The 16,562-nt window shown below is 33.1% G+C and carries 13 protein-coding genes; 7 read left to right on the top strand and 6 right to left on the bottom strand.

What is annotated here, in order from left to right:
• The first annotated feature begins 2 nt into the window (after positions 1-2).
• From DM444_RS04490 to dusB, 6 genes are all read left to right on the top strand, one after another.
• Positions 3-1,178 carry a DUF2062 domain-containing protein gene (locus tag DM444_RS04490; protein ID WP_111284411.1) on the top strand — a complete coding sequence of 392 codons (1,176 nt, stop codon included), beginning with the start codon at positions 3-5 and terminating at the stop codon, positions 1,176-1,178.
• 179 nt (positions 1,179-1,357) lie between these two features.
• Positions 1,358-5,035 carry a 1-acyl-sn-glycerol-3-phosphate acyltransferase gene (locus DM444_RS04485; RefSeq protein ID WP_111284409.1) on the top strand — a complete coding sequence of 1,226 codons (3,678 nt, stop codon included), beginning with the start codon at positions 1,358-1,360 and terminating at the stop codon, positions 5,033-5,035.
• Complete coding sequence (locus DM444_RS04480) at positions 5,032-6,549, top strand: phytoene desaturase family protein (RefSeq protein ID WP_111284407.1); 1,518 nt, start codon at positions 5,032-5,034, stop codon at positions 6,547-6,549. Before DM444_RS04485 ends, DM444_RS04480 begins: the two co-directional genes overlap by 4 nt.
• A 7-nt stretch (positions 6,550-6,556) precedes the next feature.
• Positions 6,557-8,221, top strand: coding sequence for a C45 family autoproteolytic acyltransferase/hydolase (locus DM444_RS04475; protein WP_111284405.1), 1,665 nt, complete (start codon positions 6,557-6,559; stop codon positions 8,219-8,221).
• Positions 8,218-9,504 (top strand): phenylacetate--CoA ligase family protein, encoded by a 1,287-nt coding sequence (locus DM444_RS04470; RefSeq protein WP_111284403.1) that lies wholly within the window; start codon positions 8,218-8,220, stop codon positions 9,502-9,504. Before DM444_RS04475 ends, DM444_RS04470 begins: the two co-directional genes overlap by 4 nt.
• A gap of 142 nt (positions 9,505-9,646) precedes the next feature.
• Positions 9,647-10,639, top strand: a complete 993-nt coding sequence (dusB, locus tag DM444_RS04465; RefSeq protein WP_111284401.1) for a tRNA dihydrouridine synthase DusB — start codon at positions 9,647-9,649, stop codon at positions 10,637-10,639.
• A 61-nt stretch (positions 10,640-10,700) separates the two neighbouring features.
• On the opposite strand, the gene DM444_RS04460 is transcribed toward dusB, so the two are convergent.
• From DM444_RS04460 to rbfA, 5 genes are all read right to left on the bottom strand, one after another.
• The gene (locus DM444_RS04460) at positions 10,701-10,976 is read right to left on the bottom strand and encodes a Txe/YoeB family addiction module toxin (protein WP_109191262.1); all 276 of its coding nucleotides are present in this window, start codon (positions 10,974-10,976) and stop codon (positions 10,701-10,703) included.
• A gap of 6 nt (positions 10,977-10,982) precedes the next feature.
• On the bottom strand, positions 10,983-11,240 hold the full coding sequence (locus DM444_RS04455; protein WP_162614916.1) for a type II toxin-antitoxin system Phd/YefM family antitoxin: 258 nt from the start codon (positions 11,238-11,240) through the stop codon (positions 10,983-10,985).
• 123 nt (positions 11,241-11,363) lie between these two features.
• Positions 11,364-12,791: an MATE family efflux transporter gene (locus DM444_RS04450; protein WP_111284397.1), complete on the bottom strand. Its 1,428-nt coding sequence runs from the start codon at positions 12,789-12,791 to the stop codon at positions 11,364-11,366.
• 171 nt (positions 12,792-12,962) lie between these two features.
• Positions 12,963-14,162: an ABC transporter permease gene (locus DM444_RS04445; protein ID WP_111284395.1), complete on the bottom strand. Its 1,200-nt coding sequence runs from the start codon at positions 14,160-14,162 to the stop codon at positions 12,963-12,965.
• Between the two features lies 1 nt (position 14,163).
• The gene (gene rbfA, locus DM444_RS04440) at positions 14,164-14,556 is read right to left on the bottom strand and encodes a 30S ribosome-binding factor RbfA (RefSeq protein ID WP_111284393.1); all 393 of its coding nucleotides are present in this window, start codon (positions 14,554-14,556) and stop codon (positions 14,164-14,166) included.
• A gap of 228 nt (positions 14,557-14,784) precedes the next feature.
• Here rbfA and DM444_RS04435 point away from each other — a divergent pair, with 228 nt between their 5' ends.
• Complete coding sequence (locus tag DM444_RS04435) at positions 14,785-15,204, top strand: CBS domain-containing protein (protein ID WP_111284391.1); 420 nt, start codon at positions 14,785-14,787, stop codon at positions 15,202-15,204.
• A 44-nt stretch (positions 15,205-15,248) separates the two neighbouring features.
• Here the strand turns inward: DM444_RS04435 and DM444_RS04430 are convergent, their stop codons facing one another.
• Positions 15,249-16,550, bottom strand: a complete 1,302-nt coding sequence (locus DM444_RS04430; RefSeq protein WP_111284388.1) for a murein hydrolase activator EnvC family protein — start codon at positions 16,548-16,550, stop codon at positions 15,249-15,251.
• Positions 16,551-16,562 lie beyond the last annotated feature (12 nt).

The following is a 16,562-nucleotide window of genomic DNA, read 5'->3' as shown; positions in this document are numbered from 1 at the left end:
TCATGAAATCACAACAAGAATTACTTACTTCAACTAACTTTTGCGTTATTGTACCTACGTACAATAATCAAAAAACGCTGAAAAAAGTATTGGATTCTATTTTAGATTTCACCACAAATGTCATAATTGTTAATGACGGTTCAACTGATTCTACGAGCGAAATTTTAAAATCGTATTCGCATCTTACTCAAATTCATCACCCTCAAAATTTAGGAAAAGGACGAGCGCTGAGAAACGGATTTAGAAAAGCATTGGAACTGGATTTTGAATATGCCATTACAATCGATTCTGACGGACAGCATTTTGCAGCTGATATTCCTGTTTTCTTAGAAGCAATTCAAAATGAGCCTAACACTCTTTTGATTGGTAGCCGAAATATGACACAGGAAAATGTTCCAAAGAAAAGCAGTTTTGGAAATAAGTTTTCTAATTTCTGGTTCAAGTTTGAAACTGGAATTAAACTAGACGACACACAATCTGGATTTAGATTATATCCGCTTCGATTACTTCCAAAACGTTTTTATACCAATAAGTTTGAATTTGAAATTGAGGTTATCGTTCGCGCGGCTTGGAAAGGAATTGTAGTAAAAAACATTCCGATTCAGGTTTTATATGATCCAGCCGAAAGAGTTTCACATTTTCGTCCGTTTCAAGATTTTACCCGAATTAGTATTTTAAATACGGTTTTGGTAACTAATGCTTTGCTTTATATAAAGCCGAGAGATTTTTTTAGAAGAGCAAAAAAAAAAGGTTTTAAAAAATTCTTTCTAGAAGATATTTTAGAAAGCAACGATTCAAATTTTAAAAAATCGGCTGCAATCGCCTTAGGTATTTTTATCGGACTTTCTCCTTTTTGGGGATTTCAAACCATATTGCTTTTTACTTTTGCTGCTTTGTTCAGGCTTAACAAAGTCATTGCTTACCTTACTTCAAACGTAAGTTTCCCGCCGTTTATTCCGTTTATTATTTATGCTTCGCTGCAAGTTGGGAGTATTTTCGTGTCCAGCGATGCGCCATTGGTTTTGGACAGTTCGATTACGCTCGACGATATTCAAAAAAATGCTACGCAATATATCGTAGGAAGTCTTATTTTAGCATCCGTTTCAGCACTATCAGTTGGCTTTATAAGTTATCTGCTTTTAACGGCTTTTAGTTCTAAAAACAAACCGAATATTTAAGTTAAGTTTGCCACAGATTAAAAGGATTAAAATGATTTTTATATCCAGTTTGTCAGGCTGAGCGAAGTCGAAGCCCACTTCCAATTGGAACGCCCTTCTCCCGAAGCCTCGGGATCGCTCAGGGTGACAAACTAAAGCTAATCTTTTAATTCGTGGCGAAAAAATTTTAAACCTAAACCATGCATCAATACTTCTACGCCATTCATTTATTTGTAAATCGAAGAAAATCTCTTTCGGTTCTATTGGCTGTTCTGATGCTTCTAGTTTTTGGATTTTTTGCTTCAAGACTAAAATTTGAAGAAGACATAACCAAGCTTATCCCGACAAATGATAAAACCGATGTTACCGCCAAAGTCTTAAAACAATTAAACTTTGCCGATAAAACAACCGTAATTTTCAGCTTGGATAAAAATGGTTCTGCCGATGATTTGAAAGAAATGGCAACCGTATTTTCAGACAGCGTTTCTAAATCCTGCAAACCTTATATAACAGGAATTCAAGGGAAAATTGACGAAGAAAACATTCAGGAAACTATTGATTTTGTATACAATAATTTGCCTCTTTTTTTAGATGATAAAGATTATGCTGACATCGAAAAGAAACTTCAAAAAGACAGTATTGCGGCAACCGTTCAGGGAAATTACAAATCGATTATTTCTCCTTCTGGATTTATAACCAAAGATTTTATTCTGCAAGATCCTTTTGGAATTTCTTTTATTGCTTTAAAAAAATTACAGCAGTTAAATATTGGCGACGATTTTACGCTCGAAAATGGTTTTGTAATGACGAAGGATAAAAAGAAATTACTGCTTTTTATCACTTCAAATATTCCTTCGAGCGAAACAGAAAAGAATACCATTTTTGCTGAAAAACTAAAGTCAATTCAGGAAAACCTAAATACACAATTTAAAGGAAAAACGTCTATCAGTTATTTTGGTTCTGCTTTAATTGCCGTTGCCAATGCCAATCAGATTAAAGGCGACATTATTTTGACGACATCAATTGCGATGTTTACTTTAATGCTCATTTTGATTTTATTTTATAGAAAAGTATTAATTCCCCTGATTATTTTTCTGCCAACCGTTTTTGGCGGTTTGTTTGCAGTTGCATTTTTATACTTTGTGAGAGAACAAATCTCAGCAATTTCATTAGGAATTGGTTCTATATTATTGGGAATCACGATTGATTATTCTATTCATATTCTTACGCATTACAAACATAATAGCGATGTAAAAACGTTGTACAAAGACATTACAATGCCAGTCATTATGAGTAGTTCTACAACTGCGGTTGCGTTTTTATGTCTGCTTTTTGTAAAATCGGATGCCTTAAACGATCTCGGAATTTTCGCTGCTGTTATCGTTATGGCTTCAGCTATTTTCTCTCTTTTAATTATTCCTCATTTATATAAACCAAAAGAAAATCCGGCAGATCATAAAAAGAATGTGATCGATAAAATGGCTCATTTTTCTTTTCACAACAATAAAATTTTAATCGGGCTTTGCGTTATCATTACCATTATTTGCTGTTTTACTTATAATGATGTGGGTTTCAATAACGATTTATCGCAGCTGAATTTTATTCCGAAAGAAATTAAAGCTGCCGAAAAACAGTTGGAAGAAAGTACAAGTTTAACTTCCAAAACTATTTATGTTGCTTCTTATGGAAAAACGATGGAAGAAGCTTTACAACATAATAGTAAACTTTTTGCCGATTTATCTACAGCAAAACAACAAGATAAAATTCTAAACTTTAGTTCAGTTGGCGGAATTGTACTTTCGCAAAAAGAACAAATCAAAAAAATTGAAAAATGGAATTCGTTCTGGACTTCGCAGAAAAAACAATTTATAAAATCTGAATTAATTTCAGAAGGCGCTAAACTTGGTTTTAAACCTTCAACTTATAATTTATTTTTTGATCATTTAGATTCTGATTTCAAACCAGTTTCTGCAGCTGAATTTTTAAAAATTAAAGCACTTCAACTACAAGAATTCATCACAGAGAAAAATGGTTTTTATACGATTTCAACTTTAGTAAAAGTTGCTCCCGAGCAGCGTGATGCTTTTGTAAAATCGGCTTCAGCAAAAGAAAATATAATTGCGATTGATCGTCAGCAAATGAACGAAACGTTTTTCAGCACTTTAAAAACCGATTTTAATTCGTTAGTAAATTATTCTTTTGTTGCTGTAATTTTAATTCTATTTTTCTTTTTCCGAAGAATCGAATTAGTAATTATCAGCTGTATTCCAATTGCTTTGACGGGAATTGTAACCGCAGGAATTATGGGCATTTTTGGCATTCAAATGAATATTTTCAGCATGATTGTCTGCACCTTAATTTTTGGTCACGGAGTCGATTTTAGTATTTTCATGACCAGTGCATTGCAAAAAGAATACACCAATGGTGTTAACGAAATTGCCATTTACAGAACCTCAATTATTCTGGCAGTTATCACGACAATCTTAGGAATTGGCGCGATGATTTTTGCAAAACATCCTGCACTTACTTCCATTTCATTGGTTTCATTAATTGGAGTTTTTGCGGCGCTGATTATTACTTTTATTTTCTATCCGATTTTATTCAAACTGTTTTTATCGAATCGTCCCAAAAAAGGAAATCCTCCTTTTCAATTGCGAACTTTTGTTCATGGTGTAATTTCGTTTGCTTATTATGGTTTGGGCGGAATCGTAATGTCGATTTTCAGTTTTACTATCATGCCGATTTTGCCTTTCAGCAAAAAATCAAAAATGAAAGTTTTCCGATATGTGATTTCAAAATTCATGAAATCGGTATTGTATTCAAATCCGTTTATTCGTAAAAAAGTCGTAAATAATTTCAATGAAACTTTTGAGAAACCAGCTGTAATTATTGCCAATCATTCCTCGTTTCTAGATATTTTATCTATCGGAATGCTAAGTCCAAAAATCATTTTCTTGGTGAGCGATTGGGTTTACAACTCTCCTATTTTTGGCGGTGTTGTGAGAAAAGCAGGTTTTTATCCCGTTTCTGAAGGCCTTGAAGGCGGAGTTGAACATTTACGCAAAAAAGTAAATGAAGGTTATTCGTTAATGGTTTTTCCGGAAGGAACACGATCAGAAAGTAATGTTGTAAAAAGATTTCACAAAGGTGCTTTTTTCCTCGCCGAAGAATTTAATATAGACATTGTTCCTGTTGTGATTCATGGTGCTTCAGAATTAATTCCGAAAGGCGATTTTGTAATTCATCACGGAAAATTAACGGTTACAATTTTAGAAAGAATCACACCAGAAAATCTTTCATTTGGAACCAATTATACAGAAAGAACCAAACAAATAAGTTCTTTCTTTAAAGCGGAATATCGCAAAATAAGACAAGAACTTGAAGGTCCTGATTATTTTAAAACAATGCTAATTAACAGTTATGATTATAAAGAAATCGAAATTGGAAATAGCGTAAAAAAAGATGTAAAACAGAATCTTGAAACGTATTACAACTTAAACAAACATATTCCGCAAAAGGTAAAACTCCTTCATTTAGGAAGCGATTACGGACAACTGGATGTTTTGCTTGCCTTGCAGGAACCACAGCGAAAAATACTTTCTTTTATAAGTGATGAAGAAAAATTACTGGTTGCCAAAACAAATTATTTAGTTAAAAAGAGAAAAATAACTTATCTCGAAAAATTAGAATTGGCACTTGAAAATCATTATGATATACTTTTAATTTCTGACGAAAGTTATCAAGAGGAAATCGAAAAAGTAATTTCTGCCGTTTCTTCTATAATTTTAGTGAATTGTTCTCGTTTAAAAAATCAGTTAAAGGATTTTGAAATTGTTTCTGAAGAAAATGCTTTAATCGTTTTAAAGAAAAAACAATGAAAAAACAGTACGATGTAGTTATAATTGGCAGCGGTTTAGGCGGATTGGTTTCTGCTGTTATTCTGGCAAAAGAAGGCTACAGCGTTTGTGTACTCGAAAAGAACAATCAATATGGCGGAAATCTTCAGACTTTTGTTAGAGATAAAACTATTTTTGATACTGGAATTCATTATATCGGAGGTTTAGGCGAAGGCCAGAATCTTCATCAATATTTCAAATATATTGGAATAATGGATCATTTGAATCTGAAAAAATTGGACGAAAATGGTTTTGACATTATTTCTTTTGACGATGATAAAACCGAATATCCGCATGCACAGGGTTTCGAAAATTTCATTAAACAACTAACCCATTTCTTTCCCGAAGAAAAAGAAAATCTCGAAAATTATTGCCAGAAAATAAAAGCAGTCTGCAAAACATTTCCGCTTTACAATCTAGAATCTGAGGGGAAATATGACGATGAAATTTTAACGCTTAACGCGAAAGAAACCATCGATTGTTTTACTAAAAATGAGAAACTAAAAGCGGTCTTGGCTGGATCTAATTTTCTCTACGCTGGAATTCCAGATAAATCGCCTTTTTACGTTCATGCGCTTGTTGTTAATTCATACATTGAAAGTTCGTGGCGTTGTGTAAATGGCGGAAGCCAAATTACCAAACAATTGATTAAACAGCTTAAAAAATATGGCGGTGAGTTTTTCAAACATAAAGAAGTCACCAAAATTGAAGTCGAAAACCAAAAGGTAAATTCAGTACAAATGAAAGACGGAACCGAAGTTTCTGGTACGTATTTTATTTCGAACATCGAACCTAAAACGACTTTGAAAATGGCGGGTCAAGAAAACTTTAGAAAACCATTTTTCAATAGAATTCAAAATCTTGAAAGCGTACTTTCTGCTTTCAGTTTGTATATCGTTTTCAAACCAAAAACTTTCAAATACATCAACCACAATTATTATCATTTCAAAAGTGCCAATGATGTTTGGACCGCTTATGAATACGACAAAAATTCGTGGCCAAAAACTTTTATGGCTTCTATGAATCCGTCAAAAAAAGACGAAGAATGGGCAGATGGAATGACGTTTTTAACGTACATGAAATATGATGATGTTAAAACTTGGGAAAACACTTTTAACACCACTTTTGAAGAAAATGAAAGAGGCGAAAGTTATGAGGAATTCAAAACTAAAAAAGCAGCCCAATTTTTAGAAGAAATCGAAAAAAAATTTCCAGGAATAAAAGATTGCATCAAATCAGTGCACACTTCTACTCCACTTTCGTATCGCGATTACATTGGCGGAGACGGCGGAAATATGTACGGATATGTTAAAGATTCAAATAATCCGATGAAAACCATGATTCCTACTAAAACTAAGGTAGAAAATCTTTATCTTACAGGCCAAAGTATTAATATGCATGGTGTCTTGGGAGTTACGGTTGGAGCGGTCATAACTTGCTCTGAAATTGTAGGAAAAGAATATCTGCTGGAAAAAATTAAAAAAGCATCTGAATAGTCTCCTTATGAAAAACCGAACTCTTTATATTTCCCTCATCGGTTTTTTAATCTTGCTGACTTCGTGCGGTACTTCAAAATCAAAAAAACACACCCCAGATCTTACTGGTTTAAATGATGCAAAACCTGTTGTCACCAAATTATCTGATAGTATTTTTATTTCTGGAAAAAACTCCCTTTTAAAAAACAAACAAGGTCTTTGGGAATTATATGTTGAAGGCGATCCTCTCGAAATTGGACTTTCAACTGGTGCGTTAACGGATTCACTTTTACATAAACAGCAACGTATTTTTTTTTCGAAAATAACCGATTTGATTCCTTCAAAATTCCAACAAAGATTACTTCGAAATTTTCTAAAATGGTACAATCGGAAACTATATCTAAATGTTCCTGATGAATACCAAACCGAAATTTACGGCGTTTCTCAATACACTTCGAACGAATTTGATAATATCGCACCGCAATTTCAGCGCAGTTTATACCTGCACGCTGCGCATGATATTGGGCACGCGCTTCAAGATTTAGCTTTAGTTGGCTGTTCTTCCTTTGCGGCTTGGAACGAAAAATCGGAAGATGGAAATTTGATTCTGGCACGAAATTTCGATTTTTATGTAAGCGACGCTTTCGCGGAAAATAAAATAGTCGCTTTTATCAAACCAAAAGAAGGATTTCCGTTTATGATGGTCACTTGGCCAGGAATGATTGGAGCCGTTTCTGGAATGAATCTAGAAGGTTTGACCATTACTATAAATGCTTCAAAATCTAAAATTCCGTTTAGCGCAAAAACTCCGATTTCGATTTTAACTCGCGAAATTTTGCAGCACGCCAAAAATCTGGACGAAGCAATTGCTATCGCAAAAAAACGAAAAGTATTTGTTTCTGAATCAATTATGGTTGGAAGCGCCAATGATAACAAAGCGATTCTGATTGAAGTTTCGCCAAATAAAATGGACGTTTATGATGTTCCAAATAATGCTCAATTGATCTGTTCGAACCATTTTCAAGGCGAAGTTTTTCAAAATGACAAACGGAATTTGGAACAAATTGCCAATAGTCATTCTCAATATCGTTATGAAAGAATGCAAGAATTGCTGTCCGAAAATTCAAAAGTCAATCCTGAAATTGCTTCAGAAATTCTTCGAAATAAAGAAGGCTTGAAAAATATTTCTTTAGGTCTTGGTAACGAAAAAGCACTTAATCAATTACTGGCACATCACGGAATTATCTTTAAACCAAAAGAAAAATTAGTTTGGGTTTCGGCAAATCCATTTCAATTGGGCGAATTTATTTGTTACGATTTAAATTCGATTTTTGGTGAAAACCGAAATGTAGCCAAATCGTTTCAGAAAGAAGATTTGAATATTGCTAAAGATCCTTTTCTGGAAACAACTGCATTTCAGAATTTTAAAAAATTTAAAATCGAAAATCATAAAATAGATTCGCTTCTGGAAAAAAAAGAAACGATCTCTCCAGAGTTTCTTCAGAATTATCAAGCATTAAACCCTAATTATTGGGTTGTATATTATAAGACAGGATTGTACTTTTACCAAAAAAAGGAATTTCTTCAGGCTAAACTTAATTTCGAAAAAGCTTTAAGTCACGAAATCACTACAGTTCCTGATAAAGAAAAGATTGAAAAATATTTAAAAAAAGTCAAAAGAAAATTACAATGATTCCAGCAATAGAAAAAGATTCTTTAGAAGAAATTAAAATTTTTCAAGAAAAAAAATTAGCCGAACTTTTAGCATACATCAGCGAAAATTCTCCTTTTTACAAAAGACTTTTTGCTGGACAAAATATTGATATTTCCAAAGTTAAAACTCTGGAAGATTTACAGCATTTACCTGTTACTACTAAAGAAGATTTGCAGCAATACAACGATGATTTCTTATGCGTTCCGCAACATAAAATTATTGATTACGCTTCTACTTCAGGAACTTTAGGAGATCCTGTAACTTTTGGTTTAACCGATTCTGACTTAGACCGATTGGCTTACAATGAAGCAATTTCATTTGCCTGCGCCGGAATTGCAGAAGGAGATGTAGTACAATTGATGACAACAATTGACCGAAAATTTATGGCTGGTTTAGCTTATTTTCTTGGTCTTCGAAAATTGAAAGTGGGCGTTATTCGTGTTGGTGCAGGAATCCCAGAAATGCAATGGGATTCTATTTTAAAATATAATCCGACTTATTTAATTACCGTTCCTTCTTTCCTTTTGAAATTAATTGAATACGCAGAAATGCACGGTATCGATTATAATAATTCGAGCATAAAAGGTGCAATCTGCATTGGAGAATCTTTGAGAGAACAGGATTTTTCAATGAATATTCTATCGAAAAAAATCACAGATAAATGGAATATTAAGTTGTTTTCGACTTATGCTTCTACCGAAATGAGTACTGCTTTTACAGAATGTGAACATGGAAAAGGCGGACATCATCATCCAGAATTGATTATTGTTGAAGTTTTAGACGAAAATAATCAGCCTGTAAAAAATGGAGAAACGGGCGAACTTACTTTTACCACTTTAGGAATTGAAGCGATGCCTTTATTGCGTTTTAAAACTGGAGATATGGTTCAGTTTCATGACGAACCTTGCGCTTGTGGCAGAAATACTTTACGCGTCGGGCCAGTTGTTGGGCGCAAAAAACAAATGATCAAATATAAAGGAACAACATTGTATCCGCCAGCGATGAACGATGTTTTGAGCAGTTTTGATAATATCGAAAATCATTTGATTGAAATTTCTACTAACGATTTAGGTACAGATGAAATCCTGATTAAAATTGCGGTAAAAAATCAATCTCCAGAATTTTTACAGGAGATAAAAGATCACTTTAGAGCCAAATTGAGAGTAACTCCAAAAATAGAATTTGTTCCAAAAGAGATTTTAAATCCTATAGTTTTTAATCCAATGAGTCGAAAACCAATTCGATTTTTTGATTATCGTTAAAGGTACAAAGTTACAAAGGCTCAGAGTTACAAAGATTTAATATCTGAATATAAAACCTATACAACTTTGTCACTTTGAACCTTTGAACCTCAATTTGGTACAAATTGAACTAAATGTTGTAATTTTGCAAAAAATTACGAAGATGGTCAAGATTGGCAACATAGAATTACCTGAATTTCCTTTATTACTAGCACCGATGGAAGATGTTAGCGATCCGCCGTTTCGCAGATTATGCAAAACGCATGGCGCTGACATGATGTATTCTGAATTTATTTCATCGGAAGGATTAATTCGTGACGCTATAAAAAGCCGCATGAAGCTGGATATTTTTGATTACGAACGCCCTGTTGGAATTCAAATTTTTGGTGGTGATGAAGAAGCAATGGAAATGTCTTCTAAAATTGTTTCTACTGTAAAACCTGATTTAGTGGATATTAATTTTGGATGTCCGGTAAAAAAAGTAGTTTGTAAAGGTGCTGGTGCTGGAGTTTTAAAAGATGTTGATTTGATGGTGCGTTTGACGCAAGCCGTTATCAAAGGAACTGATTTGCCTGTTACGGTAAAAACACGTTTAGGCTGGGACGAAAACTCAATTAATATTGATGAAGTTGCTGAAAGACTTCAGGATATTGGAGTTCAAGCTTTAACAATCCACGCTAGAACTCGTGCGCAAATGTACAAAGGTCATTCTGACTGGTCACACATTGCTCGTGTAAAGAACAACCCAAGAATCACAATGCCAATTTTCGGAAACGGAGATATCGACAGTCCAGAAAAAGCATTACATTATAAAAACGAATACGGAATTGACGGTATCATGATTGGCCGTGCTGCAATTGGTTATCCGTGGATTTTTAACGAAATCAAGCACTATTTCAAAACTGGTGAGCACTTGCCTGCTCCAACGGTTATTGATCGTGTTGAAGCTGCTAGAAATCATTTAAAATGGTCTATGGAATGGAAAGGCGAGCGTTTAGGAATTGTAGAAATGCGTCGTCATTACACGAACTATTTCAAAGGAATTCATTCGTTTAAAGAATTCAAACAAAAATTAGTTACAACTGATGCACCTGAAGATTTATTCGTTATTATGAAAGAGATTGAGGAGGTTTATGCAGGTTATGAATTTGTTTAAAATTAATCTTTGTCAAAGAACTATAAAAAGAAAGACCTTCAAAATTTGAAGGTCTTTCTTTTTAATCATCATAATGGAATCGACATTGTAAAATCACACATTTTTGATCAACACTTTTCGTTCCTGAAACTTTATAAACCAGCCTATGTTCTCCTGTAATTCGGCGAGACCAAAAACTTTTTAAGTCATGTCTTAAAGGCTCCGGTTTTCCAATTCCTTTAAAAGGATTTTCGCGAATAGATTTTATTAATTCTTTTATTTTTATTGCGGTATCTGTATCGTTTTCTAACCAATATTCAAATTCTTCCCAACCATTTTTAGTAAAACAAATGTCCATAATAATCTAAAGTTCATCTGGGTTAAAGTCTACAAGTTTTCCTTTTTCCATTTGTTCTATAGATTCTGAAAGTCTTTTTCTATTTGCTTTAGTAGATAACAAATGTTGTGTTTCTAATATTGAATTGTACTCTTTCATAGAAATTATTACAACCGCATCTTCTTCCGAATTTCTCGGAACAACTATTACTTCTGATGATTCTGAAACTTCATCAAAATAATTTTTTATATTCTTTCTTAATGTTGATATTGTAATTGCTTTCATAATTTCGTACTTTAAAACGTACATCCAAAGGTACAATATTTTACATTTATAAACTTACTATGTAAAATATTTAACTTTTAATTCAAAAAAAACGGCCTCCAATTATGAAGACCGTTTTGTTTCTTATACTTGAACTCGTTTCCACTTACCTCTTTTATAAAAAAAGATTCCTGCCAAAGTTATAGCAGTTTCAGCAACAGGAATCGCAATAAAAACTCCAGTTGGTCCCATATTAAAATGTTTTGCAAGAACAAAAGCTAATGGAATTTGAAACAGCCAAAATCCGAAGAAGTTAATTCCGGTTGGTGTCCAGGTATCTCCTGCTCCATTGAAAGTATTAATCAAAACCATTCCTATTCCGTAGAAAATAAAACCGATGCTCATGATTTGTAATGCTTCAATTGCAATGGTTTTTACTTGATCGTCATTCGTGAAAAACGAAATAATATATTGTCCAAAAGCCAAAGTAATAATCATAATCGAAGCCATGAAAATTACATTATATCTTGCAGTCGTATAAACCGATTTTTCGGCACGTTCGATTTGTTTAGCTCCTAAATTTTGTCCAACCAAAGTCGCAGCTGCATTACTCAAACCCCAAGCTGGAAGTATGAAAAACATCATAATTCTTAAAGCTGTCTGATAACCCGCAGAACCATGGTCCCCTCCAGTTGTTGCCACTAATTGTGCTAAGAAAATCCAGCTGCAAGATGCAATTACGAATTGTAAAATTCCTGGAGCCGCAATTTTTACTAATGCTTTTATTTGTGTAAAATCTGGAGCAAAATATGGAATCTTAATTTTTAAAATCCCGTTTCCAAAAAACAAATGATACACTTGATATAAAACTCCAATACTTCTTCCAATAGTCGTTGCCAGCGCCGCGCCAACTAATCCAAAAGCTGGAATTGGTCCAAAACCATTAATTAAAATAGGGCATAAAATGATATTGCAAATGTTCGCAATCCAAAGACTTTTCATGGCAATTGCTGCATTTCCCGCTCCACGAAATATTCCGTTTATTAAAAACAAAAGCATAATACATAAACTTGAACCAATCATAATTTGCGTAAATCGGAAACCATGCTCGGCAGCTTCAGCAGATGCTCCCATAAACAGTAGAATATCTTTTGCATAAATAATTCCGAAAATACTCATCAAACTATTAATTACAAATGCTACAATAATCGCTTGCATTCCAGCTTTCGCTGCAGCGATAGGATCTTTTTCTCCAATTCGTCTTGCTACGACTGCTGTTGCTGCCATACTCATTCCGATTGCTAGAGAATAAATTACAGTCAATACCGATTCGGTTAAACCAACAGTCTGAATGGCAAAACTGCTATGTTCCAAATGCCCAACGAAATATAAATCAACCAGAGCAAAAACCGATTCCATCATCATTTCTAAAACCATCGGAATGGCCAATAGAATTACGGCTTTTTTGATACTTCCAGAAGTATAATCAAAAGATTCGTCGCCTTTTAAGGCTTGTTTTAAAGTGGTAAAAAATTTAGAAAAGAAGCTTTTCTTTATAGTTGTTTCTGTCATGATATTTTAGGATAAATGATAAAATTGGTTCAGATGCATTTAAATCTGAACTAAAAAAGTAAACGTAAGTATCCTAATTATTCTAAAAAATAAAATTAGGATTAGGCAGAAACAATCATATGCTGTAGTTTTTTAAGGCGGTAAATATAATTAATATTTCTTAAGTAGTTTTTAATCAAGTAGTTTTTTACTAACGCGGCCGCTTGCAATTAGTGAAGCAACAAAACCTAGAGAAATAATAGTTGCCATTACAATTAGAACATTTTCTACAGTAAAAACTACTGGATAAGCCAGAGTTGGCGTGATCATTATAAGTTCAAACTGCTGTTGAAGAATAACGAGAATGACTCCTAAAACAAGTCCTATCAAACCACCAAAAACACTTAATAATGTTCCCTGAAGCAGGAATATTTTTCGAAGATGACTGATATCTGTTCCTAAATTGAAAAGAGTTTTAAGATTTCCTTTCTTTTCTAAAATCATCATAATTAAGGCTCCGATCAAATTAAAAAGTGCCACGATAATCACTAAAGTAAAAATCAAGTAAACCGCAATATTTTCTGTATTAAGCATTTTATACAAAGACTCATTTAACTGCGCTCTATTTTTTAAAGTGATTTTATTTTTAAAAATAGAATTAAGCTGCGCGGTTACTGAAGCTTCATCAGCATTTTCTTTTAATTTAAATTCAATTCCAGAAATCTGATTTGGTTTGTACATTAATAATTCCTGTACTAATCCTAAATCTGCAAATACATATTTTGAATCCAAATCTTCGCTAATTGAATAAATTCCAACAGGTAAAACATCTGTTTTATTGAAAGCTTCTTCTGGATTATCGATTGCTCCTTTTCCTGGTTTTGGGGCAAAAATCTGAAGTGGGTTTTCAAAATCAAGAATTCCCATAGAGAAATTTTGAGATAAACCATAACCAATGACAACCTGAAAACTATCTGGTTTTAGCCATTGTCCATTAAATAGCTTTTTCTTGATATCATTAACAACTGGATATAAGCTGTCAACGCCTTTTAAATAAGTAACTTGCTGTTTGTCTTTAAATAAAAACAGTACACGCTCTTCTATTATTTTGGTATAAGAAGCAACGCCATTAATTTTCTTAATCTGATTTTCCTGATCTGGTGTAAGTACAAAAGACTTTCCATACGTACTTACCAATTTTAAATCAGGATCAATTTCATTTGTAAACGAAAGACTAAAAACTTTAAGTCCGCTGAAAACAGATAAAACTACGAACAAAGCCATCGTACCAACAATGATTCCCATGCTGGCAATACGATTAATGATATTTATAGCATTGTTTTTACTGCCGCTAAAAATATAACGTTTGGCTATGTATAAAGGAAAATTCAAATTATGACTTTCTTCTTTTTTCTAAAAGATCACGATTTTCTATTGGGTTTTCTTTATCTGCAAGCGCATTGTCGATTTTCTCGATGTAATCTAGAGAGTCGTCTATAAAGAATACCAAATTCGGAACACGACGCAATTGCAAACGCACACGCTGTGACAAATCATGTTTGATTAAAGTTGTATTGGTTTTTATTGCCTCTAAAGTTTCTTTGGCTTTTACTTGCGGAAAAATGCTTAAATATACTGTTGCCACAGATAAATCTGTAGTTACACTTACTTTGGATACAGAAATTACCAAATTAGTAATTCCGTTTTTTCTCACTTCACCTTGCAAGATATCAACCAGATCTTTCTGAAGAACACCGCCTATTTTTTTCTGTCTATTTGTTTCCATACTGCAAAAATACTACTTTTAAATTTTACTCTCTACAATTTCAAATGAACAATGGAGTGATTTTTATATTCTGATATCGTTTTCTCCAAAATAACTTTATTTCTTTTGCTAAATAAAGCCAATTCTTCCTTTTTAATTCTCTCTATTTCACTATTTAAAGATGATAAAAATCATATTTATTGTCTGAAATATTTTACATCTTTAATATAAAATAAAAGCCAAAATATTATGAAAAAAAGAGAACCAATCAGTCATATTATGACAAAAACAGTAGTGACTGCAAACGAAAAAGATGATCTTAAAACAGTAGTCGAAAAATTAAAAGCAAATACAATCCGTCACATTCCGATTGTAAAAGGTAAAGAAGTAATTGGAATAATTAGCCGAACAGATATTAACCGATTAACTTTTGGAGCTTTATTTGAAGGTCAGCAAAATGCCGATGAAGCGATACTAGAAATGCTAACTATTTCTCAGGTTATGACTTCGAAACCTAAAACAGTATCATCTGATACAATAATAAGAGATTTGGCAGAGATTTTTGCAAAAGAAGATTTTCATGCTCTACCTGTTGTTGATAAAGGTGAACTCAAAGGAATTGTAACAACTACTGATGTCATAAAATATTTAATAGAACAATACGATTAAATTATAATTGAATAAAAAAGGGAGCTAAATGCTCCCTTAAATTTTTATCTACCTTGCAACCATCCTTCTGGATTGTTGTATGAAGTATTTTGAAGTATAAGGAATTTAATAATTGTTTTTCCTGTATCTCCACTTGTTCTTACTTTTCCAAGGCTTTGTTTAACTTTTACTTTATCGCCTTGTTCAACCGATACAGAACTAAGATTTTGATAGACAGTAAAATAATCACCATGTTGAATAAAAACTGCTCTGTTTACTGGCGACAATGCAATAACTTTTGACACAGTTCCTTCAAAAACCGCACGAGCTGTTGCACCATCTTCTGTAGTAATCTCAACTCCAGAATTGTGTACTGTAATTGATGGATGCAACGGGTGAGGGTTATCTCCATAACCAAGAGATATAAATCCTTTTTCAACCGGCCAAGGCAACTTTCCTCTGTTCGCTTTAAAATCAGCAGCTAAAATTTTACCTTCAGGTGTTAATTCAATTCTATCTGAAGAGGCAGGCGGTGGCGGTTTTGGCAAATCAGCATCCTTAGTCTCAACACCTTTTTTCTTGTTCTCAGCTATTATTCTTTGTCTTTCTTCTTCTACTTTTCTTCTTCTCTCTTCATTTGCTTTCCTAATTTGCTCTCGAATAAGGTCTTTGATTTTTGCATCAATTGCTTTTGACTCTTTTTGCTTTGATTTAATATCAGCCGCAATCTTATTTTTATCTTTTTTAAGCGAATTAACTAATTTCTGCTGTTCTTTTTTCTCTGCTTCAAGAGAAACTTTCTCTTTCTGATTTTCAGCAATTATCTTCTTTTTTACCTGTCTTTGTCCGTCAAGTTTAGCATTAAAATCAACTAACTGAGCCGTTTTGGACTGAATTTCAAGACCTTGATTTTTTCTGAAAGCAGTATATTGCTTTAAGTATTGTGCTCTTTTATAAGCTTGTAAAAAACTTTCAGAAGATAAAATGAACATTGCACGGCTCTGTTCAGAACGACTTTTGTATGATTTTAAAATCATCACAGCATAATCTTCTTTTAAAACTTTTAGTTCTTTTTTAAGTTTATTTACCTGAACTTGATTAATATACATATCGTTACTAATCAATCTTTCTTGTTTTGCCGTAGTATTAATTAATTTCTCTTTTAGTTTTATTTTGTTCGCCTGAATTAAATATTCATTCACAGCAGATTTCTCTTTTTTTCGAACAGACTGAAGCATCTTTTCGTTATCTCTGATTTCCTGCTGAATTTGAGCTTTACGTTGCTCCAGTTTTTCTTGCTGAGAATCCTGCGCCCATACAAACGTAGTGGCACAAATTAAAACTAGACTTAGGAGAAATTTTGGCATGTTTCTATTTTT

This window comes from Flavobacterium ginsenosidimutans (assembly GCF_003254625.1).
Lineage (GTDB): Bacteria > Bacteroidota > Bacteroidia > Flavobacteriales > Flavobacteriaceae > Flavobacterium > Flavobacterium ginsenosidimutans.
The sequence above is the reverse complement of the archived record's forward strand: the minus strand, read 5'-3'. Positions and strand labels throughout refer to the sequence as shown.